This window comes from Azohydromonas caseinilytica, from assembly GCF_012927045.1.
GTDB classification, from domain to species: domain Bacteria; phylum Pseudomonadota; class Gammaproteobacteria; order Burkholderiales; family Burkholderiaceae_C; genus Azohydromonas; species Azohydromonas caseinilytica.
Genome location: NZ_JABBFW010000025.1, coordinates 1 through 22,888, shown reverse-complemented (window position 1 = coordinate 22,888; position 22,888 = coordinate 1). Strand labels below are relative to the sequence as shown.

The 22,888-nt window shown below is 68.0% G+C and carries 18 protein-coding genes; 9 read left to right on the top strand and 9 right to left on the bottom strand.

Features of this window, described 5'->3' with window-relative positions; genetic code table 11:
* Window positions 1-5: 5 nt before the first annotated feature.
* The 4 genes from HHL10_RS23660 to HHL10_RS23645 all read right to left on the bottom strand — a co-directional run bounded on the left by HHL10_RS23660 (window position 6) and on the right by HHL10_RS23645 (window position 3,090).
* Window positions 6-941 (bottom strand): hypothetical protein, encoded by a 936-nt coding sequence (locus tag HHL10_RS23660; protein WP_169162873.1) that lies wholly within the window; start codon window positions 939-941, stop codon window positions 6-8.
* Window positions 942-975: 34 nt separating this feature from the next.
* Window positions 976-1,338, bottom strand: a complete 363-nt coding sequence (locus HHL10_RS23655; RefSeq protein ID WP_169162872.1) for a hypothetical protein — start codon at window positions 1,336-1,338, stop codon at window positions 976-978.
* Window positions 1,339-1,413: 75 nt separating this feature from the next.
* Complete coding sequence (locus HHL10_RS23650; RefSeq protein ID WP_169162871.1) at window positions 1,414-1,644, bottom strand: hypothetical protein; 231 nt, start codon at window positions 1,642-1,644, stop codon at window positions 1,414-1,416.
* Between the two features lie 387 nt (window positions 1,645-2,031).
* On the bottom strand, window positions 2,032-3,090 hold the full coding sequence (locus HHL10_RS23645; protein ID WP_169162870.1) for an AraC family transcriptional regulator: 1,059 nt from the start codon (window positions 3,088-3,090) through the stop codon (window positions 2,032-2,034).
* A 173-nt stretch (window positions 3,091-3,263) separates the two neighbouring features.
* Between HHL10_RS23645 and icmF the strand changes: the two genes are divergently transcribed.
* From icmF to HHL10_RS23625, 4 genes are all read left to right on the top strand, one after another.
* Window positions 3,264-6,557, top strand: a complete 3,294-nt coding sequence (gene icmF, locus HHL10_RS23640) for a fused isobutyryl-CoA mutase/GTPase IcmF (protein ID WP_169162869.1) — start codon at window positions 3,264-3,266, stop codon at window positions 6,555-6,557.
* A gap of 36 nt (window positions 6,558-6,593) precedes the next feature.
* Window positions 6,594-7,448, top strand: a complete 855-nt coding sequence (locus HHL10_RS23635; RefSeq protein WP_169162868.1) for a 3-hydroxybutyryl-CoA dehydrogenase — start codon at window positions 6,594-6,596, stop codon at window positions 7,446-7,448.
* 243 nt (window positions 7,449-7,691) lie between these two features.
* Window positions 7,692-8,135 carry a hypothetical protein gene (locus HHL10_RS23630; protein WP_169162867.1) on the top strand — a complete coding sequence of 148 codons (444 nt, stop codon included), beginning with the start codon at window positions 7,692-7,694 and terminating at the stop codon, window positions 8,133-8,135.
* Between the two features lie 199 nt (window positions 8,136-8,334).
* Complete coding sequence (locus tag HHL10_RS23625; protein WP_169162866.1) at window positions 8,335-10,497, top strand: hybrid sensor histidine kinase/response regulator; 2,163 nt, start codon at window positions 8,335-8,337, stop codon at window positions 10,495-10,497.
* A gap of 111 nt (window positions 10,498-10,608) precedes the next feature.
* Here HHL10_RS23625 and HHL10_RS23620 read toward each other — a convergent pair whose 3' ends face one another.
* From HHL10_RS23620 to HHL10_RS23610, 3 genes are all read right to left on the bottom strand, one after another.
* A complete protein-coding gene (locus HHL10_RS23620) occupies window positions 10,609-11,106 on the bottom strand; it encodes a hypothetical protein (protein ID WP_169162865.1) in 498 nt (165 codons plus the stop codon).
* 387 nt (window positions 11,107-11,493) lie between these two features.
* The gene (locus HHL10_RS23615; protein WP_169162864.1) at window positions 11,494-13,152 is read right to left on the bottom strand and encodes an MBL fold metallo-hydrolase; all 1,659 of its coding nucleotides are present in this window, start codon (window positions 13,150-13,152) and stop codon (window positions 11,494-11,496) included.
* A complete protein-coding gene (locus HHL10_RS23610; RefSeq protein WP_169162863.1) occupies window positions 13,149-15,167 on the bottom strand; it encodes an acyltransferase family protein in 2,019 nt (672 codons plus the stop codon). Before HHL10_RS23610 ends, HHL10_RS23615 begins: the two co-directional genes overlap by 4 nt.
* Window positions 15,168-15,597: 430 nt before the next feature.
* On the opposite strand from HHL10_RS23610, the gene HHL10_RS23605 reads away from it, so the two are divergent.
* The 4 genes from HHL10_RS23605 (at window position 15,598) to ilvD (ending at window position 19,912) form a co-directional block, all read left to right on the top strand.
* A complete protein-coding gene (locus tag HHL10_RS23605) occupies window positions 15,598-16,044 on the top strand; it encodes an MAPEG family protein (protein WP_375138977.1) in 447 nt (148 codons plus the stop codon).
* A gap of 309 nt (window positions 16,045-16,353) precedes the next feature.
* A complete protein-coding gene (locus tag HHL10_RS23600; RefSeq protein WP_169162861.1) occupies window positions 16,354-16,914 on the top strand; it encodes a hypothetical protein in 561 nt (186 codons plus the stop codon).
* Between the two features lie 17 nt (window positions 16,915-16,931).
* The gene (locus tag HHL10_RS23595) at window positions 16,932-17,501 is read left to right on the top strand and encodes a hypothetical protein (protein ID WP_169162860.1); all 570 of its coding nucleotides are present in this window, start codon (window positions 16,932-16,934) and stop codon (window positions 17,499-17,501) included.
* Between the two features lie 551 nt (window positions 17,502-18,052).
* Complete coding sequence (gene ilvD / locus HHL10_RS23590) at window positions 18,053-19,912, top strand: dihydroxy-acid dehydratase (RefSeq protein ID WP_169162859.1); 1,860 nt, start codon at window positions 18,053-18,055, stop codon at window positions 19,910-19,912.
* Window positions 19,913-19,993: 81 nt separating this feature from the next.
* Here the strand turns inward: ilvD and HHL10_RS23585 are convergent, their stop codons facing one another.
* Window positions 19,994-21,064: an acyl-CoA dehydrogenase family protein gene (locus tag HHL10_RS23585; RefSeq protein WP_169162858.1), complete on the bottom strand. Its 1,071-nt coding sequence runs from the start codon at window positions 21,062-21,064 to the stop codon at window positions 19,994-19,996.
* A 177-nt stretch (window positions 21,065-21,241) separates the two neighbouring features.
* Between HHL10_RS23585 and HHL10_RS23580 the strand changes: the two genes are divergently transcribed.
* Window positions 21,242-22,261 carry a TRAP transporter substrate-binding protein gene (locus tag HHL10_RS23580; RefSeq protein WP_310734667.1) on the top strand — a complete coding sequence of 340 codons (1,020 nt, stop codon included), beginning with the start codon at window positions 21,242-21,244 and terminating at the stop codon, window positions 22,259-22,261.
* 16 nt (window positions 22,262-22,277) lie between these two features.
* Here the strand turns inward: HHL10_RS23580 and HHL10_RS23575 are convergent.
* On the bottom strand, window positions 22,278-22,888 hold a 611-nt coding region (locus HHL10_RS23575), incomplete at its 5' end, for a cytochrome P450 (protein ID WP_169162857.1).

Here is a 22,888-nt window from a genome sequence, read left to right as displayed (position 1 = left end):
GCCATTCACTGCGCTGCGCAGCTCTGCCCCCAATTTGCGGGCAGGATGGAATTGGCGCGGTTGATGGTGGCCTGGGATTGGCCAACGGCCTCGTCAATCAGGGTCGAGATGCGGGCGATTTTCCGCGCGGTCCTGGCGCGGGCGTCCGCCGTGTCCACGGATTGCGCCTGCGCCAGCGCATTCGCGAAATCGTCGAACAGCTCGTTGTGGACCTGGAGTTCGTTGCGGAGCTCGGAGAGCGTGCTTTTCAGTTGGAAGATTTCATTTTCCGTGTCACGGATCGAGTCCCGCACCTGCACCGATTGCTCCTGGGTGGCGATGAGCGCATTCCGGCTCTCATCCAGTTTCTGTTCCGCGCTCCTGACGCCTTCCTGCGCCGCTCGAAGCCGCTTTTCCGCGGCATCGATCCTGCCCTCGACCGATTGAATGGCCCCCACGAGGTGCGCGATCGAGTTCGCGAGGTCGCAACTCGTGTCGGTCAACCAGTCGAACACGCCGCCCGAGCTCAGATCGCGCTTGCAGCGGCGCACTTCCTCTTCCTGGGCATACTTTTGCCGCTGGTAATGAACCAGCTCGTTATATTGACGGTCGTAGTTTTCCCGCTCCGTGTCGTAGAGGGTCCTGAATTGAGCCTGCTGCTCCTGCTGCCGGTTCAATTCCGCGATGAGCGGCTCCTCGCGCCGGCGAAGATCACCCAGGGCGACTTCGAATTTGTCGCGCCGCGCGCTCAATTCCGCATCGCGTGCATCCAGGCAGGCCACACGGCTCTTGATATCGGCCTGCAATTTGCGGGCGTCGGCCAGCTTGGCCGAGTATTGTGAAATCACCGCCGGGCTCAGCGCCTCGTCCTGCGCCATCGATTCCACCGGGAACAGCACCGTCCCGGTCAACAGCGGGGTGATGAGGGTCAGAAGGGACAGCAACGATTTGACGCGCGGCATGGAATTACTCCTCGCTGTTCGCCTGAAACCCTGCTCAGAAGCGCACTTCCCAGTTCCCGGCCACGGCGGCGTGGATGCAGCGCTCGATCTCCTGCTTGAGCTCGAAACTGCCCGGGCCGGGCTGGATGTCCACCACCCATTTCCTGTCGGTGCCGGTCATGCCCGTCTTGCGCAGCTCGATCGTGAAGCTGCCGGTGCTGCAGTTCGGGTGCTCGTAGACCGTGGCCGCGTCGTCAGCGGCATGGTTGTCGCGCGGGCCCAGCAGCACGGCGTGGCCGACGTAGGCGTAGGGGAGCGGCGCGGTGCGCGTCTCCAGGATCGGGTGAGCGCCGGGCACGCCCAGGTTGCCCTGCAAGGCGGCGGCCACGGCGTTCTCGTTCACTTGTTGATGGGACATGCTCGTTCCTCCAAGCGTGCGCTGGCCGGGGCGCCGCACGCGCGCCCGTGGCGGCGGGCCGGCCGGCGCTCGTGTTCAAGTCATGCTGACCAGTTCGACGCCGACGTCGCGGCCCTCGACACTGAGCACCCGGTAGCTGACGGCGCGTCGGTTGCGCCGGTCGTCCCTGAAGTCCTGGATGCGGGCCATGCTGCCCGCATCCAGGCCCATGGCCTCCACCTGCGAGCCGATCTCGCCCTTGAGCCGATCGGCCTCGTCGCCGCTGAGCGCGATGCCGGGGGTGACCCGTTCGAACGTCACGGTCATGTGTCCACTCCTTCGTCCGCGCGATGCGGAACGACACGCGCACGCCTTCGCCCGCGCGCTGACGGTGGCGGCGTCTGGAGAGAGCGTCGTTCCGGCGTGACCCGTGAGTGGCATTCGGCGCCGTACCGGATGCCGTCCTTCCCAACGCGATGAACCTTGCCCGTGCCCGGCCTTGCGCCGGCTGCATCTGCTTCTTGTCAGGCCACACCGTCGTGCGTCGGCCGCATGAGCGGGCCGCAGACCGGCGTTGAAGGTCCGCCGGCTCTGGCAACGGTGGGCAAGCAGGGCCGGGAAGCCCTGCCGCATGTGTTCACTTGAAAGCGCGGCGATCTTCAACCCGCGGGACAAGGACGATGCGGCGGCAACGTAATTGCTGTGCCCGCTTGTTCAGCCGGCCTCCGCCGGGGACGGCCGAGGCCCATGCGCCCGGGCGCGGTACTCGCCTGGTTGCATTCCTAACCATTTGCGAAACGCCCGGTGAAAGGCGCTGGCGTCCTCGTAGCCCAGGCGCGCGCCGATGGCTTCCACGCTCAGGCGGCTGCCGGTGAGCAGGTGGATGGCGGCGTCGCGGCGCAGCGCGTCCTTCAGGCCCTGGTAGCTCGCGCCCTCGGCCGCCAGGCGGCGGCGCAGGGTGTTGGTGCTCAGGTGCATCTCGGCCGCGACTTCCTCCAGCCGCGGCCAGTCCGCGCCGGCCTCCACGCAAGGTTTCAGGCGCCGGCGCACGCGCGCGGCCACACCTTCCTCGTTGCGGTATTTCAGGAACACCGAGCGCGGCGCCGCGGCCAGGAAGGTTTTCAGGCTGCGCTCGTCCTGCGCCACCGGCAGCGCCAGCAGCGCGGCGTCGAAGGCGATGGCGGTGCATTCGGCATCGAATACCAGTTGCGGCGAGTACATCAGCGCGTACTCGCGCGCATGCGCCGGTCGCGGGTAGGCGAAATGCGCCCAGCGCAGCGGGATGCGCCGCCCGGCCAGCCAGCACATCAGGCCATGCACCAGCACCAGGAAGGTTTCCACCGCGAAGCGCCGCGCCTCGGCGTCCTCGATGCGCAGCGCCACCGTCACCACAGCCGCGTCGTCGCGCAGCGCCAGCGCGCCCGTCACGTCATCGAGCAGGCAGTTGAAGCCGCGCAGCACCCGCCGCAGCGCCTGCCCCAGGTCGCCTGCCGGCAGCAGCGAGCGGCACAGCATGTTGAAACTGCCGGCCTTCATGCGGCGGCGGTCCAGGCCGAAGAACTCGTCGTCCAGCTCGCGCGCCACCGCCAGCCACAGCGCGGCGAAGGCGTCGGCCGTCACGCGCGACTGCGGCGCGCGCAGCAGCTCGGCCGGGATGCCCGCCGCCGCCAGGGCGCGCCCGCGTTGCGCCTCGTTGAGCCGCGCCACGGCGGCCAGCACAAAGGCGACTGAAACGGTGTCCTTTTCTTCCAGGGGTACGACAGGCGCGCTCATGGCTGGTTCGGCGCCGCCGCCATGGAAAATGACACTATCGCCGACGGGCCGGTCGGGATTGTAGTGGCCGGAGGTGGCAAAAAACGCCAGCGCGGTTGAGGTCCGCGACCATCGAAAAATCGCGCCGGCCGGACTATCGTCGCGGGCAGAACAGCTTTACCTGGAGACGCGCCATGACCGACCTGTCCGCCGAATTCAAGTCGCTCGCCGAGTACCGCCCGACGCACCGGCTGCGCTTCGTCACCGCCGCCGCGCTCTTCGACGGGCATGACGCCGCCATCAACATCATGCGGCGCATCCTCATGGGCATGGGCGCGGAGGTGATCCACCTGGGCCACAACCGCTCGGTGGACGAGGTGGTCACCGCGGCGCTGCAGGAGGACGCGCACGGCATCGCCGTGAGTTCCTACCAGGGCGGCCACGTCGAGTTCTTCAAGTACATGGTGGAGCTGCTGCGCGCGCGCGGCGGCGAGCAGGTCCAGGTCTTCGGCGGCGGCGGCGGCGTGATCGTGCCGGCCGAGATCCGCGAGCTGCAGGCCGCCGGCGTGGCGCGCATCTACAGCCCCGAGGACGGCCAGCGCATGGGCCTGCAGGGGATGATCGGCGAGATGCTGGTGCGCTGCGACCGCGACCTCTCGGCCGCCGCGCCCAAGGACGTGGCCGCGCTGCAGGGCCATGGCGACGCCGCCTGGCGCGCGCTGGCGCAGCTGATCACGGCGCTGGAGAACGGCGCCGCCGACCCGGCGCTGGTGAAGGCGCTGCACGAGGGCGCGGCCCGGGTGCGCGTGCCCGTGCTGGGCATCACCGGCACCGGCGGCGCGGGCAAGAGCAGCCTCACCGACGAGCTGATCCGCCGCCTGCGCCTGGACCAGGACGACCGGCTGCGCATCGCCGTCATCTCCATCGATCCGTCGCGGCGCAAGAGCGGCGGCGCGCTGCTGGGCGACCGCATCCGCATGAACGCCATCGGCCCGTGGCAGCAGGGGCCGCGCGTCTACATGCGCAGCCTGGCCACCCGCGCCGCGGGCAGCGAGATCAGCCCGGCGCTGCCGGACGTGATCGCCGCCTGCAAGTGCGCCGGCTTCGACCTCGTGGTCGTCGAGACCTCGGGCATCGGCCAGGGCGACGCCGCCATCGCGCCGCTGGTGGACGTGCCGATGTACGTGATGACGCCCGAGTTCGGTGCCGCCAGCCAGCTCGAGAAGATCGACATGCTCGACTTCGCCGAGTTCGTGGCCATCAACAAGTTCGACCGCAAGGGCGCGCTCGACGCGCTGCGCGACGTGGCCAAGCAGGTGCAACGCAACCGCGAGGCCTTCACCCTGCGCCCGGAACAGATGCCGGTGTTCGGCACCATGGCCAGCCGCTTCAACGACGACGGCGTCACGGCGCTGTACCAGGCGCTCAAGGGCCGCCTGGGCGAGCTGGGCCTGCCGCTGCAGGACGGCCGGCTGCCGCCGGTGGACACGCGCCACAGCACGCAGGGCTCGGCCATCGTGCCGCCGGCGCGCGTGCGCTACCTGGCCGACATTGCCGGCAGCGTTCGCGGCTACAAGGCCCGCGCCCGCGCCCTGGCGCGGCTGGCGCGCGAGGTGCAGCAGCTCAACGAGAGCGCGCGCATGCTGCTGGAGGACGACGCCACGCGCGACGGCGCCCGCAACACCGTGCTGAAGCTGGCGCAGGAGCGCGAGGCGCGGCTGGAGCCGGGCGCCAAGAAGCTGCTGCAGCAGTGGCCCGACATGGTGAAGGCCTACGCCGGCGACGAGTACGTGGTCAAGATCCGCGACAAGGAGATCCGCACCGGCCTGACCCACACCACGCTGTCGGGCAACAAGGTGCGCAAGGTGGCGCTGCCGCAGTACGAGGACCATGGCGAGATCCTGAAGTGGCTGCTGCTGGAGAACGTGCCGGGCAGCTTCCCGTACACCGCCGGCACCTTCGCCTTCAAGCGCGAGGGCGAGGACCCGACGCGCATGTTCGCCGGCGAGGGCGACGCCTTCCGCACCAACCGCCGCTTCAAGCTGGTGAGCGAGGGCATGCCGGCCAAGCGCCTGTCCACCGCCTTCGACTCCGTCACCCTCTACGGCGCCGACCCCGACCCGCGCCCGGACATCTACGGCAAGGTCGGCAACTCGGGCGTGAGCATCGCCACGCTCGACGACCTCAAGGTGCTCTACGACGGGTTCAACCTGTGCGACCCGAGCACCTCGGTGTCCATGACGATCAACGGCCCGGCGCCGACGATCCTGGCCATGTTCATGAACACGGCCATCGACCAGCAGATCGAGAAATTCAAGGCCGACAACGGCCGCGAGCCCACCGCCGACGAGGCCGAGAAGATCCGCGCCTGGGTGCTGCAGAACGTGCGCGGCACGGTGCAGGCCGACATCCTCAAGGAGGACCAGGGCCAGAACACCTGCATCTTCTCGACCGAGTTCAGCCTGAAGGTGATGGGCGACATCGCCGAGTGGTTCGTGCACCACGGGGTGCGCAATTTCTACTCGGTGTCGATCTCCGGCTACCACATCGCCGAGGCCGGCGCGAACCCGATCAGCCAGCTGGCCTTCACGCTGTCCAACGGCTTCACGCTGGTGGAGGCCTACCTGGCGCGCGGCATGCACATCGATGACTTCGCGCCGAACCTGAGCTTTTTCTTCAGCAACGGCATGGACGCCGAGTACACGGTGCTGGGCCGCGTGGCGCGCCGCATCTGGGCCGTGGCGATGAAGGAGAAGTACGGCGCCAACGAGCGCAGCCAGAAGCTCAAGTACCACATCCAGACCAGCGGCCGCAGCCTGCACGCGCAGGAGATCGCCTTCAACGACATTCGCACCACGCTGCAGGCGCTGATCGCGATCTACGACAACTGCAACTCGCTGCACACCAACGCCTACGACGAGGCCATCACCACGCCCACGGAAGAGAGCGTGCGCCGCGCCATGGCGATCCAGCTGATCATCAACCGCGAGTGGGGCCTGGCGAAGTGCGAGAACCCCAACCAGGGCGCCTTCGTCATCGACGAGCTGACCGAGCTGGTGGAGGAGGCGGTGCTGGCCGAGTTCGAGCGCATCGCCGAGCGCGGCGGCGTGCTGGGTGCGATGGAAACGGGCTACCAGCGCAGCAAGATCCAGGAAGAGAGCATGCATTACGAGATGCTCAAGCACACCGGCGAGTACCCGATCATCGGCGTCAACACCTTCCGCAATCCGCATGGCGACCCGGTGCCGGAGCACATCGAGCTGGCGCGCTCCACCGAGGACGAAAAGCAGTCGCAGCTCAACCGCCTGGCCGACTTCCATGCGCGCCATGCCGACGAGGCGCCGGCCATGCTGCAGCGGCTGCAGCAGGCCGTCATCGATGGCGGCAACGTGTTCGACGTGCTGATGGACGCGGTGCGCGTGTGCTCGCTGGGGCAGATCACCAGTGCGCTGTTCGAAGTCGGCGGGCAGTACCGCCGCAGCATGTAGGCTTTGGGTTTTTACTGAGTGAATGGAAGGGTAGGCATGAACATCGAGCGCATCGGCGTCATCGGCGCGGGCACCATGGGCAACGGCATCGCGCAGGTGTGCGCGGTGGCCGGCATCCGGGTGGTGATGGTGGACGTCTCGGACGAAGCGGTGCAGCGCGGCGTGAAGACGCTCTGGGGCAGCCTGGACCGCCTGGTCAAGAAGGAAAAGCTGACGGCCGCGCAGAAGGACGAGGCCCTGGCCCGCGTGCAGGGCACCACCGACTACACGCAGCTCAAGGACGCGCAGATCGTCATCGAGGCCGCCACCGAGAACCCGGACCTGAAGCTGCGCATCCTGCGCCAGGTGGAAGGCATCGTCGGGCCCGACGCGGTGATTGCCTCCAACACCTCGTCCATTTCCATCACGCAGCTGGCCGCGGTGCTGGACAAGCCCGAGCGCTGCATCGGCCTGCACTTCTTCAACCCCGTGCCGCTGATGGGGCTGCTGGAGGTGATCCGCGGCCTGCAGACCTCGGACGCGACGCACGCGCTGGCGGTGGCCTTCGCGCAGGCCGTGGGCAAGACGCCGGTGACGGTGAAGAACAGCCCCGGTTTCGTGGTCAACCGCATCCTGTGCCCGATGATCAACGAGGCCATCTTCGTGCTGCAGGAGGGCCTGGCCACGGCCGAGGACATCGACGCCGGCATGAAGCTGGGCTGCAACCATCCCATCGGCCCGCTGGCGCTGGCGGACCTGATCGGCCTGGACACCATGCTCAGCATCATGGAGGTGTTCCACGAGGGCTTCGGCGATCCGAAGTACCGTCCCGCGCCGCTGCTGCGCGAGATGGTCCAGGCCGGCCGCCTGGGCCGCAAGACCGGGCGCGGCTTCTACAGCTACGACGCCTGATCACGGCGCCGACCGGGCCGAGCCCGGTGTCGGCTTCCGGCTTTGCCAGGGCGCGGCGCATGCCGCGCCTTTTCCGTCTCATGCACCGCCCCGGTGCTGCCCGGCCGCGCACTACACAAGCTGTAGTCAACGAACAGATTTATTGCCCACTCCGCGCGCTGAAAAGGTGGACGCGGCCGGGCCGCCCCGGCTCAAATCCCGGGTGATGGAGCCAACGGGCTCCGGCGCCAAGGGAGGTAGTGCATGAGGGCCTTTCTGATCCTGACGCTGGCGTCCATGGGGTGTGCGGCCGTGGTGTCGGCCGCCGACACGGCCCGGGCGACGTATGAGCGCGAGCGCGCCGCCTGCCTGAGCGGGCAGTCCGGCCAGGACCGCGGCACCTGCCTGCGCGAGGCCGCCGCGGCCTACCAGGAGGCGCGCAGCGGGCGTCGCGGTGCGGCGACGTCCGACGGCACCGACCGCTACGCCCAGAACGCCCGGCTGCGCTGCCAGCCCCTGCCGCCGGCCGACCGCGCCGAGTGCGAGGCGCGCATCAGCAGCGGCACCACCAGCGGCAGCGTCAGCGGCGGCGGCATCCTGCGCGAGCACCGTTCGGTGCAGCCACTGGAACCGGCTTCGACCAACGCGGAATCGCAGCCCACGCCCTCGCCCCAGACTTCGCCCGCACCGGCCTCCGCGCCGCAGTGAGGGCCTGACCCGACGCGGCCGCAGCGCGGGCGCGCTGCCGGCCGCGCCGCGGCGGGCCGGATAGGGCCCCGTGTCGCCATGACAGCCCGACCGTGACACGGGTGTGTCCCCGGGCGGGTGGCACGGCCCGCGCCGGTGTTGTTACAGCACGACGCCCCGCATGGCCTAGGCTGCATGGGCACTCAAGGAAACGGCATCGATGTTCTTGTCTCTTCGCGGCTGGCTGCCGTCCTGGCCGTTCCTGGCGTCGCGCCAGGCGCAGGCCGAACTCAACCGCCAGGTGACGGACCTGCAGGCGCTGCACGAGCTCAGCAGCCGCTTGCTGGAAGCGCGCACCCTGCCGCAGCAGCTGGGGCTGATCCTGCAGGCGCTGTGCCGGCTGCATGGCGCCGCGCGCGGGCTGGTGGTTCTGCACGAGCCGCCCTTGCCGACGCTGGCCGTCGCCGCCAGCGAGGGCTTCGGCGCGCCGGCGCTGCAGGCGCTGGGTCGGCTGCGGGTGGGCGAGGGCGCGTGCGGGCTGGCGGTGCGGCAGGGCCGGCGCGTGGTGGTGCGCGACACCGATACCGACCCCGGCTTCGCGCCGTGGCGGGAGCTGGCGCGCCAGGAGGGCTTCCGCGCCGTGCACAGCACGCCGCTGGTGGCACTGGACGGGCAGGTGATGGGGTCGATCTCGGTCTTTGGCGCGCAGCCGGCCGAGCCCGATGAGCGGCTGCAGCGGCTGGCCGACATCTGCGCGCGCAAGGCCGCCGTGCATGCCGAGCGCGAACGCTCGCAGCGGCGGGCGCAGCGCGCCGATGAGCGGCTCATCGGCGTGCTGGCCTCCTCGCCGCTGGCCTTCGGCATCCTGGAGCCCATGCTCTCGCCCTCCGGCGTGGTGGCGGATTTGCGCTGGGTCTATGCCAACGCCGCCACGGCTGCGCTGGTGGGGCGCGAGCTGCCGCCGCAGCTGCCGTTGCGCGAGTCGCTGGGCGACGACGATGCCGCGCTGGAGCCGCTGCTGGCCGTGGCCGCGCAGGGGCGCGGGCGCGAGTTCGAGTGGCAGCCGCCGGGCGTGGCGCGGGGCTGCTTCCACGTCATCGCCTCGCCCGTGCCCGAAGGGGTGGCGGTGTGGTTCACCGACGTGACGCAGCGCAAGCGCCAGGAGCAGCTGCTGCGCGAGTCGGACCGGCGCAAGGACGAGTTCCTGGCCACGCTGGCGCACGAGCTGCGCAACCCGCTGGCGCCGATCCGGCAGGCCGCGCTGGTGTCGCGCGCGCCCAATGCCACCGAGGCGCAGCGGCGCTGGAGCCACGAGGTGATCGACCGCCAGATCGGCCACATGGCGCTGCTGCTGGATGACCTGCTGGACATGTCGCGCATCACTCGCGGCAAGCTGGCGCTGCGCAAGTGCGCCACCGAACTGCGCGCGGTGCTGGACGCCGCCATCGAGACCGCCCGCCCGCTGCTCGATGCCAAGCGGCACCGGCTGGAGCTCATCGCGCCGGCGCAGCCGGTGCGCTTCGAGGCCGATCCGCTGCGGCTGGCGCAGATCCTCTCCAACCTGCTCACCAACGCCGCCAAGTACACCGACCCGGGCGGCCATATCCGGCTGCGCGCCGAGGTGACGGACGCGGAAATGGTGCTGTCGGTGGCGGACAACGGCATCGGCATCGCGCCGGAGGTGCTGCCCACGGTGTTCGGCATGTTTTCCCAGGTGGCGGCGCATGACGAGCGCAGCGCCGGCGGGCTGGGCATCGGGCTGGCGCTGGCCCGGGGCCTGGCCGAGCTGCACGGCGGGCGCATCACGGCGCGCAGCGACGGCCCGGGGCAGGGCAGCGAATTCACGTTGCGCGTGCCGCGCGGGCGGCTGCCCGCCGGCGAGGGCGGCGACACCGCCCCCGCGCCCAGCGTGGCGGCCGGCCTGCGCGTGCTGGTGGCCGACGACAACGCCGATGCGCGCGACAGCCTGGCGACGCTGCTGGCGCTGCACGGCCACACGGTGCTCGCGGCGGCGGACGGCAACGAGGCGCTGCGCCTGCTGGAGCGTGAGCGCTGTGACGTGGCGCTGCTGGACATCGGCATGCCCGGCCGCGACGGCCACGAGGTGGCGCGCGCGCTGCGCCAGCACTCGCCCGATCAGTGTCCGCTGCTGGTGGCCGTTACCGGCTGGGGCCAGGACCAGGACCGCACCCGCTCGCGCGACGCCGGCTTCGACGGGCACCTGACCAAGCCGGTGGACCTGACGGCGCTGCTGCGGGTGCTGGAGCGGGGCCGTGACCCGTACGGCCCTCCAACGCCGGTACGCCCTGGCCGGACCGGCAGCGATCAGCCCGACGCGTCGCCGCCTGCCTCTGAACGCAGTGAACCGGGTGCCGGCGCCTGACGGCGCCGCCGGCGCGCCCGGCCGCTGCAGTCGAAGATGGGAATGACGCGAATAATCGGGTGTAGTGGGGGTTTGTAATGTGTTGAGGTGGTTTTCCAAGTCCGCTGCAATTCACTGCGTGTGATAGTGCAGCACGACGGAACGCAGCGAGATATTGTCCAGATTGCCGACGGACGGGCCAGCCGCGCCAGTGAAGCTGCGGACGCAGACCATCAATTGATTCGTGCCCGCGACCAGGAATCCACTGGAAAAGGCAATGTGATTGGTGGCCCATTCGGTTTTCAGGCTCGTATCGTCGTGTTCCTGCAGGATGCCGATGGAGCGTGTCTGGTTGGCGTCCGTGTCATTGGATGTGCAGACGGTGGTTGGCGGATTGATGTAGACCTCGTTGAAATTGAACTCGGAGCCCAGCACTTCCAGGTCCAGGACAGCGCTGTTCGAGGTCGAACTCGACACGTTCACGTTGCTCGGGAGCGTGAAGTTGATGAGCAGCCGTGGGGTCGAGTCGCTCAGGGAGGTCGATGTGCGCCGAATGGTCGTGAAGTCTCCAGCGGCATGGGCCAGCAGCGTGGCGGCCAGCATTGGCAGCAGTACGAAGGTCTTGGTCATGCTCTACTCCGGTCAAATGACAGCTGAAATTCCCCTTGGGTTTTATTGAAATTTCCGCGCTGGGAGCCTGGTAATGGGTAATAGCTGTCGCGACGCTGGAGCATGGCCACAGGTTATTCGACGGCACGGCGAAATAATCTGCAGCTCATGAATTGCTTGTGGATGGGCCTTTAAAAACGTGCGAGCAGCAGCGAGCTTTTCAACAGTAGCCGCTGCGAGGGCGGTATCAAATGACTTAAGAAACAAGGTCACCGACCGGACTGCGATGCGCCGCCCGAGCCGCAGGATCGCATCGTCGGGAAGTTTCCAGGCCGGCGCTGCAAATCGCGCTCGGCCTGGGATGGAATGAGGTCTGCGGCTGTTGTGCCCTGGAGGGCGGACTTGGCTTCAGGCGTTGGCCTGCGCCAGCCGCCAGGCGCCTTCCACTTCCCGCACCCGGCCCTCCGCCCGGAGCTTGAGAAGTTGTGCCAACAGCGATCGCTCCGCAGCCCGGTGTTTCGTTGGCGGCACGTCGTCATAGACATGCGGCAGCAGCTCGTCCAGGGACAGCGCCTCGTCCGTCAGCGCCGCCAGCAGCTTGGCTTCGCGCTGCTGCCGGTGGCGAAGCAGCAGCTCCCACACGCGCGGCGGCTGCGCGATCAGGAAACCATGGCCGGGGGCCAGCCATTGCAGCTCCGGGAACTCGTCGCGCAGGCGCTGCAGCGAGGCGAGGTAGGCCGCCATGTCGCCATCAGGCGGGTTGATGACCACCGTCGAGCCCTGCATGACATGGTCGCCGGTGAAGAGCGTGGCTTCCTCCTCCAGCAGGTAGCACAGGTGGTTGGAGGCATGGCCGGGGGTGTGGACCACGTGCAGCGTGCTGCCCGCGTCCAGCGCCAGGCGCTCGCCGTCGTGCAGCTCGCGCACGGGGTTGAAGGCCTCGTCCTGCCATTGCGCATGCGGCGTGCGCCGGCCCAGCACCCGGGCGCCGGTGGCCCGGGCCAGCAGCGCGGCGCCGGGGGAGTGGTCCAGGTGCGTATGCGTCACCAGAATCCAGCGGATCGGGCCGGGCGCCGCCGCCTGCAGCGCCTGCACATGGCCCGCGTCGGCCGGACCCGGGTCGATCACGGCCCACTCGTTGGTCTTGAGTGCGCCGACCAGGTAGCTGTTGGTGCCGGGTCCGGTCATCACGCCGGGGTTGGCGGCGGTGAGGCGGATGACGCGCTCCGACAGCCGCAGGGCCTCGCCCGGCGTCACCTGTGCGCGGGCGATGCCTTCACCCCGCGGATCGACGCGGCGCGCCTCGGCCCAGCCCGGGTGATCAGGGAACAGCGGCCCCAGGCGCCCGGCCGCGTCGCGCGCGAGCTGCGGGCGGATGCAGGGCACCTCGCCCAGGCCGGCGGCCCAGTCCAGCATCTCCTGCGCCGACGTGAAGCGCGACAGCTGCGCCAGCAGCCGCCGCACCGGGCCGACCACGCGCACCTCCCGCTCGCCCTGCACGGCCTGCGCCGCGGTGAGCCAGGCGTGGGCCGTCATCTCGATGCCATCGTGCGTGGCCTCCTGCGCCTCGGGCGCGGCGGCCAGGAAGAAGCGGGTGTCGAAGCGCTTGGGCAGCCCCGGCGGCGTGACGATGTGGGCAAACAGTTTCAGATCGCCCAGCGCCAGCCGGAAACCCTGCTCCCGGCACAGCGTGTCCAGCCCCAGTTCCCGGCCATGCAGCCGGGTGCGCCAGGCGGCCTGCAGCGCGGCGCCGGTGACGGGCCGGCCCTCGGCATCCACGGCCAGCAGCAGGCCGGCCTCTTCAAAACACTCGCGCACGGCGGCGGCGTACCAGGCCAAGCCGCCCTCGGGCAGGCCCAGGCGGGCGTTGCAGGCGGCCTCGTCCAGGCCGGCGCAGACCGGGCCCAGTGCCGCGTCCGCCGCGTCCAGCAGCCCGCCCGGGAACACCCAGGCGCCGCTGTTCTGGTCGCCGCGCTCGGCGCGGCGCATGAGCAGGATCTGCGGGCCGTCGGCCGAATCGCGGACCAGGACGAGGGCGGAGGAGGGACGGAGGGACGATGAGGTCATGGGGGCGTGCTGCTGGAACGGTGGCTGGTGCGGGCGAGCATGCTGCGGGCCGTGAGCGACTGGATCAGCGGCACGAGCCGGTCCCTGGCGAAGGCGCTGGACGCCACCGGCGTCAGGTGGCCGGTATCCCAGGAGACGATGCCCGACATTTTGTCGGCGCCAATATAGGTCAGGCAGCCCGAAGCGTCGCAGAAATAGTCGATGAGGCTGACGAAATGTCCGTTTGGCGACAGTGCGAGCTGTTTGCGCAGGCGCTGGTCGGCTTTGAGGAGCTGGGCATTGAGGCCCACGAAGGTGCGGCGCGGCGAGTGCTCCCAGAGTTTGCGGGCCATGAGCAGGGGCAGATTGGGCGTCCAGCGTGGTGCCGGCCCGGTGAAGATCACCTGCTCCACGCCCAGGGAACGCAGGGCCTTTTCCGTGGCCGCCATGGTGCCGGCATCGTGGCCATATTCATGGGCCAGAATCACCACCTCGGGTTTCTGCGCCTTGAGCGTTTTCAGCGCAAACCAATTCGAGCGCTGGCAATGGTCATCCGGCGAATCCTCGAATACGTCGAGGCGGGGCGGACAATCGGTGGTGGTGACCTGCAGGACCTGCCATTCACCGGGCAGGTGCTGCCGCAGGCCTGGGTAGAGATGGGCCGCATGGGAATCCCCCCAAAGCATCAAGGCTCGCGGGCGGGCGGGATCGCGGGTATGGCATTCGGGTGCAAGGGCAGCCACGGGAATCCGGCTCCACTCGCCCCGGCGATCAGCCTCGGCATCATAGAAATTGCAGCGCTGCCGGTATTGGTCGTGCAGCGCCTGCACCATGAAATACGATTTTTCCGGGGTGGCATTGTCGAAATGGCTGAGAAATTCGGACTGCGCGCTGGCGCGGATGCCGGTATCGGGGTAGCCGTCGTTGGCCAGGCAGGAATAGCCGACCAGACCGGTGACCAGCAGCATGGACAGCAGCGCCGGCGCCATGAGGCGGGGCCGGGCGAAGCGCAACGGGGTTTCGAGCAGCCGCCAGGTTGCCCATGCCAAAACAAATGACGCTCCGATCAGCAGCAGTCGCAACGGCGCGCTCGGGTTGCCTTCCACGATGCGGGCGAAGGAAAGCAGCGGCCAGTGCCACAGGTACAGCGGATAGCTGATCAGGCCGACGGTGACCAGGGCAGGGTGTGAAAGCACATGCCGGTTGATCCAGGCGGACGGACCGGCTTGGATGAGCATGAATGTTCCGGCTACCGGCAGCAGCGCCCACCAGCCCGGAAAAGCACGCTGCTCATGGATGAAAACCAAGCCAGCCATGAGCAATGCGGCACCGAGGAATGAGCTGGCTTGGCGGGAGCGATCGCTCCATGCCGGCCGGGTCCGTGCGATATGGGCCAGCAGGCCGCCAGCCATCAGTTCCCAGAATCTCGATAACGGGGAATAGAAAGCTGCCGCGGGCGCCCGATCCGTGAGCACGATATTGAAGGCGAACGAGGGGAGGGCAACGAGCGCCACCAAGGCCAGGATGCTGTAACCCCGCTTCCAGACGAAGGCAAGCAGCAGGGGCCAAGCCAAATAAAACTGCTCCTCGATGGCCAGGCTCCAAAGATGGATCAAAGGTTTCAAGCCATGTCCGACGTCGAGCTGGCCGCTTTCGCGCAGCAGCACGAAATTCGACACGAAGGTGGAGCCCGCCAGCACATGCTTGCCCAGCCGCCGGTACTCGCCCTGCATGAAAAAGAACCAGCCAAAAAACAGGCAGGCCAGCAGAACGATGATCAATGCCGGAAAGATGCGACGAATGCGCCGGTCATAGAACTCGACGATGCTGAATTTATCCTTCTCCAGACTGGAGAAAATGATGCTGGAAATCAGGAAGCCGGAGAGGACAAAAAATATGTCCACGCCGATGACGCCGCCGGGGAGCAGGTTGGTGAAAAAATGAAAAACGAGGACCGACAGCACGGCGACGGCACGCAGGCCGTCGATGTCCGGTCGGTATGCGGGGTGAGAAGAGGCGAGGCTGAAATCGCGCATCGCGCGATGGTGGGGAAATTCTGCTTGTCCCTGGGCCAGAGTTTGTAAGGGTTGGCGACAGAATATGAATGACGACTGAAATCCCCCTTGGATGAGCGTGATCCTGCGGGCTCGACCCGGGTTGCCAAAACCGGCCGCTTGCCATTCAGGCGGGGTAGGGCATTGGTGGATTCAAGTCTGACGGAGAGTGCTCAGGCCTGTTGCGTTCGCGACCTGCCTTGGAAAGCGCCCACCGAGCCCGGCTTTTGTTGCTCCGAGCGTGAGAAGCAGTGGAGGCTGGGCCGTCCTTTTCGCTCTTCATGCTGCGGGGCAGCAGCCGAGACCTCGAAGGTATGCACTTGCGGCGACCTGACCGTGGCAGCATGGGCCACTGTCATAAGAAACGGCGTCGGCTGCCGGCCGATCACGGCTGCTGTAAACGGGTTTTATCGTGACGAACCAATTTCCCATTCTCCAGCCGGTGGCTTGCATGTTCACGTTGACCGCGGTGGTCTGGGTGTGGATGTACGCGCTGCGCCTGCCCTACATCCTGCGCAGCCGCATCGAACTGCAGTCCGTGGCGACATCGGAAACCTTGCATGCCGCCTTGCCGGCACGGCTCAATCTGCCATCGCACAATCTCAAGAACCTGTTCGAATTGCCCGTCGTGTTTTATGCCTTGTGCATCCTGCTGTTCGTCACCGGGCGGGTGGATGATTTTTATCTCTATGGTGCCTGGGTATTTGTGGTTTTGCGCGTGCTGCACAGTCTGGTGCACTGCACGGTCAATCGGGTGAGCTGGCGCTTCGCAGCCTATTTTCTTTCCAGCCTGGTGCTGTGGATGATGGTGGGCAGGTTTGGCTTCCAGGCGTTTTTCCAGGTGCCCCTGGCACTGTGAGGCCTGCCCCTGGTGACAAATAAAAAAACAATGATTTTGTATGTTGAACCTGATGATGTGTCCATGGAGAGGAATGTTCTGCTTGGAGAAGGCTCGCAAATGTCGTTGGCAACTTGCTTTCTCGCGGCTGACATGGCGGCGTCTGTCTGGCCTGAAAATGTGATTTATTCCTCGTTTGTCGGCTCCATGCCGGCAGTGTGGCAGCACAGCATGGCACGACTGTAAACACTGTGCACAGCAATGCTGGGTTGCTGGAATCCACGCGGGTAGTCATGTTATTGTTACCAGTTGTTGTTACAGCCCGGCCGCATGTTATTCAAGAAGACCCAGCCCGAGATCGATCTGGCCCAGAGGGAGTATTCATGGCCCAGAAAGGACGCGAAGAGCCAACGGCTGTGGGTGGCGGTGCACCGCTGGGATTACATCGTTGCCCCCTCGCTCAAAACCCGGTCCTCGGGTTCGTGGAGTTTCCAGTTCAAGGGGCAGGTGGTTTCGGAACCGCTGGAAGGCCTGTTGCTCACCGGTGCGGTGGAACTGGCGCAATTGCCGCATCCGCCCAGCATGCTCAAGTATCACTGGGGCAATGCGGCGGACAACGTCGAGGGCTACATGTTCCTGATGCAGGCGGCCGAGCCCGGCCTGCCGTCCAGCCTGGGTGCCACGCTGTATTGCGTGCCCGAGGCTTTTGACTCGATTTACCGCGCTTTCGTCATGGGGGCGCAGGGCGGGCACAGCGGTCTCAACATCGAGATGCAGATCGACCATCCGGGACAGCCTGCCCAGGATTTCTGGGACCGGCACTGGCAGGACGAATGGTTGCGCGTCATCACCTGGAAACTCCACGCGCGTGCCCGGTTGGCGGTCGAGTGACCACGGCACCGGGTGACATGGAAAATTACGGCAACGGCCTCGAGAAAAGACGGTTGATTTCAATGCCTTCAACGACAGCTGCAGAAATGACAAGCTCCACCAGCCTTCACGAGAAGCTCGATCACTGGAAAATCCGCCTGTTCGACGAGGACGAGTCCATCAGCCTGGACGCCGCGACGGGATTGGTGGCGATCGCCAACGCGAGCAAGGAGCTGCGCGCCGAATGCACCCGCCTGCTCGCGGAGCGCCTGGAAATGCTGCACCGGTACGGCGGTGATCTGTACCTGACGCTGAAGGCGGTGAGCGACCTGAGCAAGGGCATCACTTCGTCCAGCGAAGCGCTGATGCGGGCCATCATGAAAACCCCTGTCCGCGACTCCTATGCCCTGAACACGGCCACCGACATTCTTTTGTATGAAACCAGCGAGGGTTTCATCAGCCCCGCTCACCATCTGGAGCAGCAAGTGCTGGACATGGCTTCTGAAGCCGTGAAGAAATGCAAGGGAAATGCGCGCCGCAATGCCCTGCGCCTGCTGGAACTGGCTGAAACCCATTCCAGGCCACTGCTTGATGCTCAGGAGGCATGAAGCAATGATGCGGTGCGTCTGCCGATATTTTGGATGTTTCCTCGGGTCGATTTGAGCTCTTGTTGCGGCTCAAATATGTTCTCGTCACGTCCGCGAAAGCGGAAACGCACCCAGGCCTGGATTCGGCCGCAATGATGGATAACGGCTTCCCATTCTTGCGGAGAGGGGTTGTGGGGGAGAGGATTTTCCGGTTCGTGGCTGAAATCAAATCAGCCGCCCCGTCAGGCTGACGAATCAATCGATGGTACAGCGGCCTTTGCGTGCGCAGGCCGGCGCGGCGTGGGGCCATGCAGCCGCCGTCCGCCTGTCGATCCCGGGCCGCACCGGCGCTTGCGGGCCGCGAGCGGCGTGCGAGTGGTCACGCGGGTGCAGCGGCCGCGTGGGCGCGCTGCCGGCTGGGCGCAGCGCCTGCAGGCCGCCTCGTTCAAGGGGCAGGGGATAATTGACGGGTTTGCCCGGGGTGCGGCTCAAGAGGTTGTTCGCACGGGCGCGCAAAGGGCCTTCATTTCGCGGCCCGCTTTCCTTCCCGCGACTTCTTTCCAACACCCACGATGCCCGCATACCGTTCCAAGACCTCCACCGCCGGCCGCAACATGGCAGGGGCACGCTCGCTGTGGCGTGCCACCGGCATGAAAGACGAGGATTTCTCCAAGCCGATCATTGCGGTGGTCAACTCGTTCACCCAGTTCGTGCCCGGGCACGTGCACCTGAAGGACCTGGGCCAGCTCGTTGCGCGCGAGATCGAGGCCGCGGGCGGCGTGGCCAAGGAGTTCAACACCATCGCCGTGGACGACGGCATCGCCATGGGCCACGACGGCATGCTGTATTCGCTGCCCAGCCGCGACATCATCGCGGACTCGGTGGAATACATGGTCAACGCGCACTGTGCCGACGCCATGGTGTGCATCTCCAACTGCGACAAGATCACGCCCGGCATGCTGATGGCCGCCATGCGGCTCAACATCCCGGTGATCTTCGTCTCCGGCGGTCCCATGGAGGCGGGCAAGACCCGCCTGGCCAACCCCGTCACCAAGGCCGTCGAGTTCAAGAAGCTCGATTTGATCGATGCCATGGTGATCGCGGCCGACCAAGCCTATTCCGACGCCGAGGTGGCCGAGGTCGAGCGCTCCGCCTGCCCCACCTGCGGTTCGTGCTCGGGCATGTTCACGGCCAACTCCATGAACTGCCTCACCGAGGCGCTGGGCCTGTCGCTGCCCGGCAACGGCACCGTGGTGGCCACGCACGCCGACCGCGAGCAGCTCTTCAAGCGCGCCGGCCGCCGCATCGTGGAGCTGGCCCGCCGGTACTACGAGCAGGAGGACGAGCGCGTGCTGCCGCGCTCGGTGGGCTTCAAGGCCTTCGAGAACGCGATGACGCTGGACATCGCCATGGGCGGCTCCACCAACACCATCCTGCACCTGCTGGCGATCGCCCGCGAGGCGGGCATCGACTTCACCATGGCCGACATCGACCGCCTCTCGCGCGTCGTGCCGCAGCTGTGCAAGGTGGCGCCCAACACCAACAAGTACCACATCGAGGACGTGCACCGCGCCGGCGGCATCATGGCCATCCTGGGCGAGCTCGAGCGTGCCGGCAAGCTGCACACCGACGTGCCCACCGTGCACGCCGCCACGCTGGGCGAGGCGCTGCAGCAGTGGGACATCACGCGCACCCAGGACGAAGCCGTCAAGACCTTCTACCTGGCCGGCCCGGCCGGTATTCCCTCGCAGGTGGCCTTCAGTCAGAGCACGCGCTGGCCCAGCCTGGACCTGGACCGCACCGAGGGCTGCATCCGCTCGCACGAGCACGCCTTCTCCAAGGAGGGCGGCCTGGCGGTGCTCACCGGCAACATCGCGCTCGACGGCTGCGTGGTGAAGACCGCCGGCGTGGACGAGAGCATCCTGGTGTTCGAGGGCACGGCCCACGTTACCGAGTCGCAGGACGAGGCCGTGGAGGACATCCTCAACGACAAGGTCAAGGCCGGCGACGTGGTGATCGTGCGCTACGAGGGTCCCAAGGGCGGTCCCGGCATGCAGGAAATGCTCTACCCCACGAGCTACATCAAGTCCAAGGGCCTGGGCAAGGCCTGCGCGCTGCTGACGGATGGCCGCTTCTCGGGCGGCACCTCGGGCCTGTCCATCGGCCACTGCTCGCCCGAGGCGGCGGCCGGCGGCGCCATCGGCCTGGTGCGCAACGGCGACCGCATCCGCATCGACATCCCCAACCGCACGATCAACGTGCTGCTGTCGGACGAGGAGCTGGCGCACCGCCGCGAGGTGCAGAACGCCAAGGGCTGGAAGCCGGCCAAGCCGCGCGCGCGCAAGGTGTCGGCCGCCCTCAAGGCCTACGCCAAGCTGGTCATGTCGGCCGACAAGGGCGCGGTGCGCGACCTGTCGCTGCTGGACGACTGAGCCTGCGGCGGGCCTTGTGCCCGTCCGTGCCCAAGCCGCTCCCCGGGGCGGCTTTTTTGCGGCCGGCCGCGCGCAACGCGGCTACAGCAGCAGCGCGTGCTGCGTGGCCGTGTGCAGGTCGCGCCAGGCGCGGTTGAGCGCCGTGCGCGGATCGGCCGCGCCCAGGCCGCACAGGGGGTAGACGCCGTCCACGGCTTCGCGCGCCGCGCGCGCCCAGGCCAGCGACGCCTGGCGCAGCGGCTCCTCGTCCACCGGGCCGGCGTCGCGCTCGACGTGGTCCCATGCCGCATCGAGCAGTGCCAGGCAGTGGCCGCGCGCGGCTTCGAGCGTCTGCATGACCGTTTGCAGTTGCGCGCGCACCTGGGGCCGGGCTCCCAGGGGTTCCCGTGCCGGCCCGACCGGCCGTTCCAGCACCAGCGGCGTTGCCTGGCGCAGGAAGCTGCGCGCCATGCCGCCGAGATTGGCCGCCAGCGTGGCGTAGGCCAGCGCGCCGAAGGGGAAGCGGTAGAGCGCGCCGGGCTGCGTCGCCGCCGCGGGGTCGATGTCGAAGGCGTGCGAGTCCGGCACGGTCAGGCCGTGGATTTCGAAGGCGTGGCTGGCGCTGGCGCGCAGCCCGATGGCCTGCCAGGTCTCCAGCACCCGCACACCCGCGGCCGGCACGATGAAAGCGCGCACGCGCGGGGCCCCGGACGCGTCGCGCAGCGCCCGGCCGTCTTGCTGCAGCACGGCGTTGAAGCTGAAGTGCGTGGCGTGCGGAGCACCGGTGGCATGTCCCCACCGGCCCTCGATGCGCCAGCCGTTGGCCGTGCGCTCGGCCACGCCGGTGGCCGCGCCACTGCCGGCCAGGCACATCCCCGGCGTGGCGACCACCTCGCGCGCCAGCGCCGGCGCCAGGAAGCCGGCGAACCAGCCCGCGCCGGCGCACAAGGTCACCACCCAGCCGCAGCTGCCGTCGGCCTCGGCGATGGCCTGTTCCAGCCGCACGGCTTGCGGCAGGGCCAGCTCCGCACCGCCCAGGGCTCGCGGCGCCAGCAGCCGCCACCAGCCGCGGCGCTCGATGAGCTCAAGCTGGACCGGTGCCAGGCGGCCCAGCGCTTCGGCCTCGGGTGCTGCGTCGCGCAGGAGGCGGATGTCATCGTCGGTGATCGGCATTGGCGTCCAGGCAGAAGGCAAAGCGCGAATTCTCGCTTCCGCATCTTGCCGACTCAGGTGCGAGAGACGGCTTGCGGCGCCGGCCCGCCCTGTACGCGGTAGGCCTCTGCCGCGGGCAAGCCGCCCTGGCGTGAACCCTAGAATCGTTGGTTGTCTGACATACGACCAGGAGACCACGTGAGCCATTGCTCGATCACGCGCCGCACGGTGCTCACCGCGGCCGCGCTGCTGCTGACGGCCGGGGCGCAGGCCCAGGGCATCCAGGACCGCACCCTGCGCATCGGGACCACGGTCCCGGCCGACCATCCCATCAGCCTGGGCGCCAAGAAGTTCGTCGAGATCGTGGCGGCCAAGAGCGGTGGCAAGCTCAAGGTGAAGGACTACCCGGCGCTGCAGCTGGGCCCGGAGCTGCAGCAGCAGTCGGCCCTGGTCGGCGGCGTGCAGGACATGTTCGTGCCGAGCACCGCGTCGCTGGCGGGCGTCGTGCGCGAGTTCACGCTGCTGGACCTGCCGTTCCTGATCCGCACGTCGGCGCAGGCCGACGCGCTGATGGACGGCCCCTTTGGCCAGGCCCTGCTCGCCAAGCTGCCGGAAAAGGGCCTGGTCGGGCTGGCCATCTGGGAGAACGGCCTGCGCCACGTGACCAACAGCCGGCATCCCATCCAGCGCCTGGAAGACCTGCAGGGCCTGAAGATCCGCGTGCAGCAGAGCCCGGTCTTCATCGACGTGTTCAAGGCCCTGAAGGCCAATCCGGTGCCGATGTCCTTCGGCGAGGTGTACGGCGCGCTGGAAAGCAAGGCGCTGGACGCGCAGGAAAACCCGCTGCTGGTTGCGCGCTCGGCCAAGCTCTACGAGGTCCAGAAGTACGCCAGCACCACCGGCCATGCCTACGGCGTGCTCGTGGTCCTGGTCAGCAAGAAGCTCTGGGACAAGCTGTCCGCCGACGAGCGCAACTTGCTGCAAGCCGCGGCCCTGGAAGCCCGCGACTACCAGCGCCAAGTCAGCCGCGAGCAGGCGCGCAAGGCCATGGACGATCTCCGGGCCGCGGGCATGCAGATCAACGAGGTGTCCGCCGCGGAGCGGGAACGCATGCGCCAGGCCACGCAGCCCGTGACGGACCGCGTGCTGCAGAGCTACGACCCGGCCCTGGTGCGCCTGCTGCGCTCGGAGCTGGAGCGCATCGCGTACATCTCCTGACGCGGGTCAGCCAGGTTCAGCCGCCCACCGGCAGGCTGACGAAGCCCCGGTACAGCGGGCTCTGCGAGCGCATGCCGGCGCCGCGCAAGCGCAGCCCCGGCCTGCGCCGCAGCAGCGTGCCCAGCACCGTCTGCGCTTCCAGCTGCGTCAGCGACGCGCCCAGGCACACATGCGGCCCGGTGCCGAAGGCCAGGGCGCCGGGATTGGCCCGCGCCACGTCCAGCCGGTCCGGCGCCTCATGCCGCTGCGGGTCGCGATTCGCGGCACCGATCAGCGCCAGCACCAGCTCGCCACGGCGGATGCGCTGCCCGTGCAAGGTGAAATCAGCCATCACGCGCCGGCCGCTCCACTGCACCGGCGTGTCATGGCGCAGCAGCTCGCGCACGGCGTTGGGCAGCAGCTCGGGGCTTTCGCACAGGCGCTCCCATTGCTCGCGGTGTGCCAGCAGCGCGTGCACCGCGTTGCCCAGCAGGTGCCGCGTGGTCTCGTAGCCGGCAAACAGCAGCATCGCGCACTGCGCCAGCAGCTCGGCACCGTCCTGCACCTGGCCCTCGGCCTCGGCGGCCAGCAGCAGGCTCACCAGGTCGTCCCCAGGCTCCTTCCTGCGGCGCGGCAGCAGCTCGCGCT

Bases quoted from the DNA above. Each gene is read 5' to 3' on its own strand.
- HHL10_RS23660 (WP_169162873.1), bottom strand. From the start codon at position 941: ATGCCGCGCGTCAAATCGTTGCTGTCCCTTCTGACCCTCATCACCCCG.
- HHL10_RS23655 (WP_169162872.1), bottom strand. From the start codon at position 1,338: ATGTCCCATCAACAAGTGAACGAGAACGCCGTGGCCGCCGCCTTGCAG.
- HHL10_RS23650 (WP_169162871.1), bottom strand. From the start codon at position 1,644: ATGACCGTGACGTTCGAACGGGTCACCCCCGGCATCGCGCTCAGCGGC.
- HHL10_RS23645 (WP_169162870.1), bottom strand. From the start codon at position 3,090: ATGAGCGCGCCTGTCGTACCCCTGGAAGAAAAGGACACCGTTTCAGTC.
- icmF (WP_169162869.1), top strand. From the start codon at position 3,264: ATGACCGACCTGTCCGCCGAATTCAAGTCGCTCGCCGAGTACCGCCCG.
- HHL10_RS23635 (WP_169162868.1), top strand. From the start codon at position 6,594: ATGAACATCGAGCGCATCGGCGTCATCGGCGCGGGCACCATGGGCAAC.
- HHL10_RS23630 (WP_169162867.1), top strand. From the start codon at position 7,692: ATGAGGGCCTTTCTGATCCTGACGCTGGCGTCCATGGGGTGTGCGGCC.
- HHL10_RS23625 (WP_169162866.1), top strand. From the start codon at position 8,335: ATGTTCTTGTCTCTTCGCGGCTGGCTGCCGTCCTGGCCGTTCCTGGCG.
- HHL10_RS23620 (WP_169162865.1), bottom strand. From the start codon at position 11,106: ATGACCAAGACCTTCGTACTGCTGCCAATGCTGGCCGCCACGCTGCTG.
- HHL10_RS23615 (WP_169162864.1), bottom strand. From the start codon at position 13,152: ATGACCTCATCGTCCCTCCGTCCCTCCTCCGCCCTCGTCCTGGTCCGC.
- HHL10_RS23610 (WP_169162863.1), bottom strand. From the start codon at position 15,167: ATGCGCGATTTCAGCCTCGCCTCTTCTCACCCCGCATACCGACCGGAC.
- HHL10_RS23600 (WP_169162861.1), top strand. From the start codon at position 16,354: ATGTTATTCAAGAAGACCCAGCCCGAGATCGATCTGGCCCAGAGGGAG.
- HHL10_RS23595 (WP_169162860.1), top strand. From the start codon at position 16,932: ATGGAAAATTACGGCAACGGCCTCGAGAAAAGACGGTTGATTTCAATG.
- ilvD (WP_169162859.1), top strand. From the start codon at position 18,053: ATGCCCGCATACCGTTCCAAGACCTCCACCGCCGGCCGCAACATGGCA.
- HHL10_RS23585 (WP_169162858.1), bottom strand. From the start codon at position 21,064: ATGCCGATCACCGACGATGACATCCGCCTCCTGCGCGACGCAGCACCC.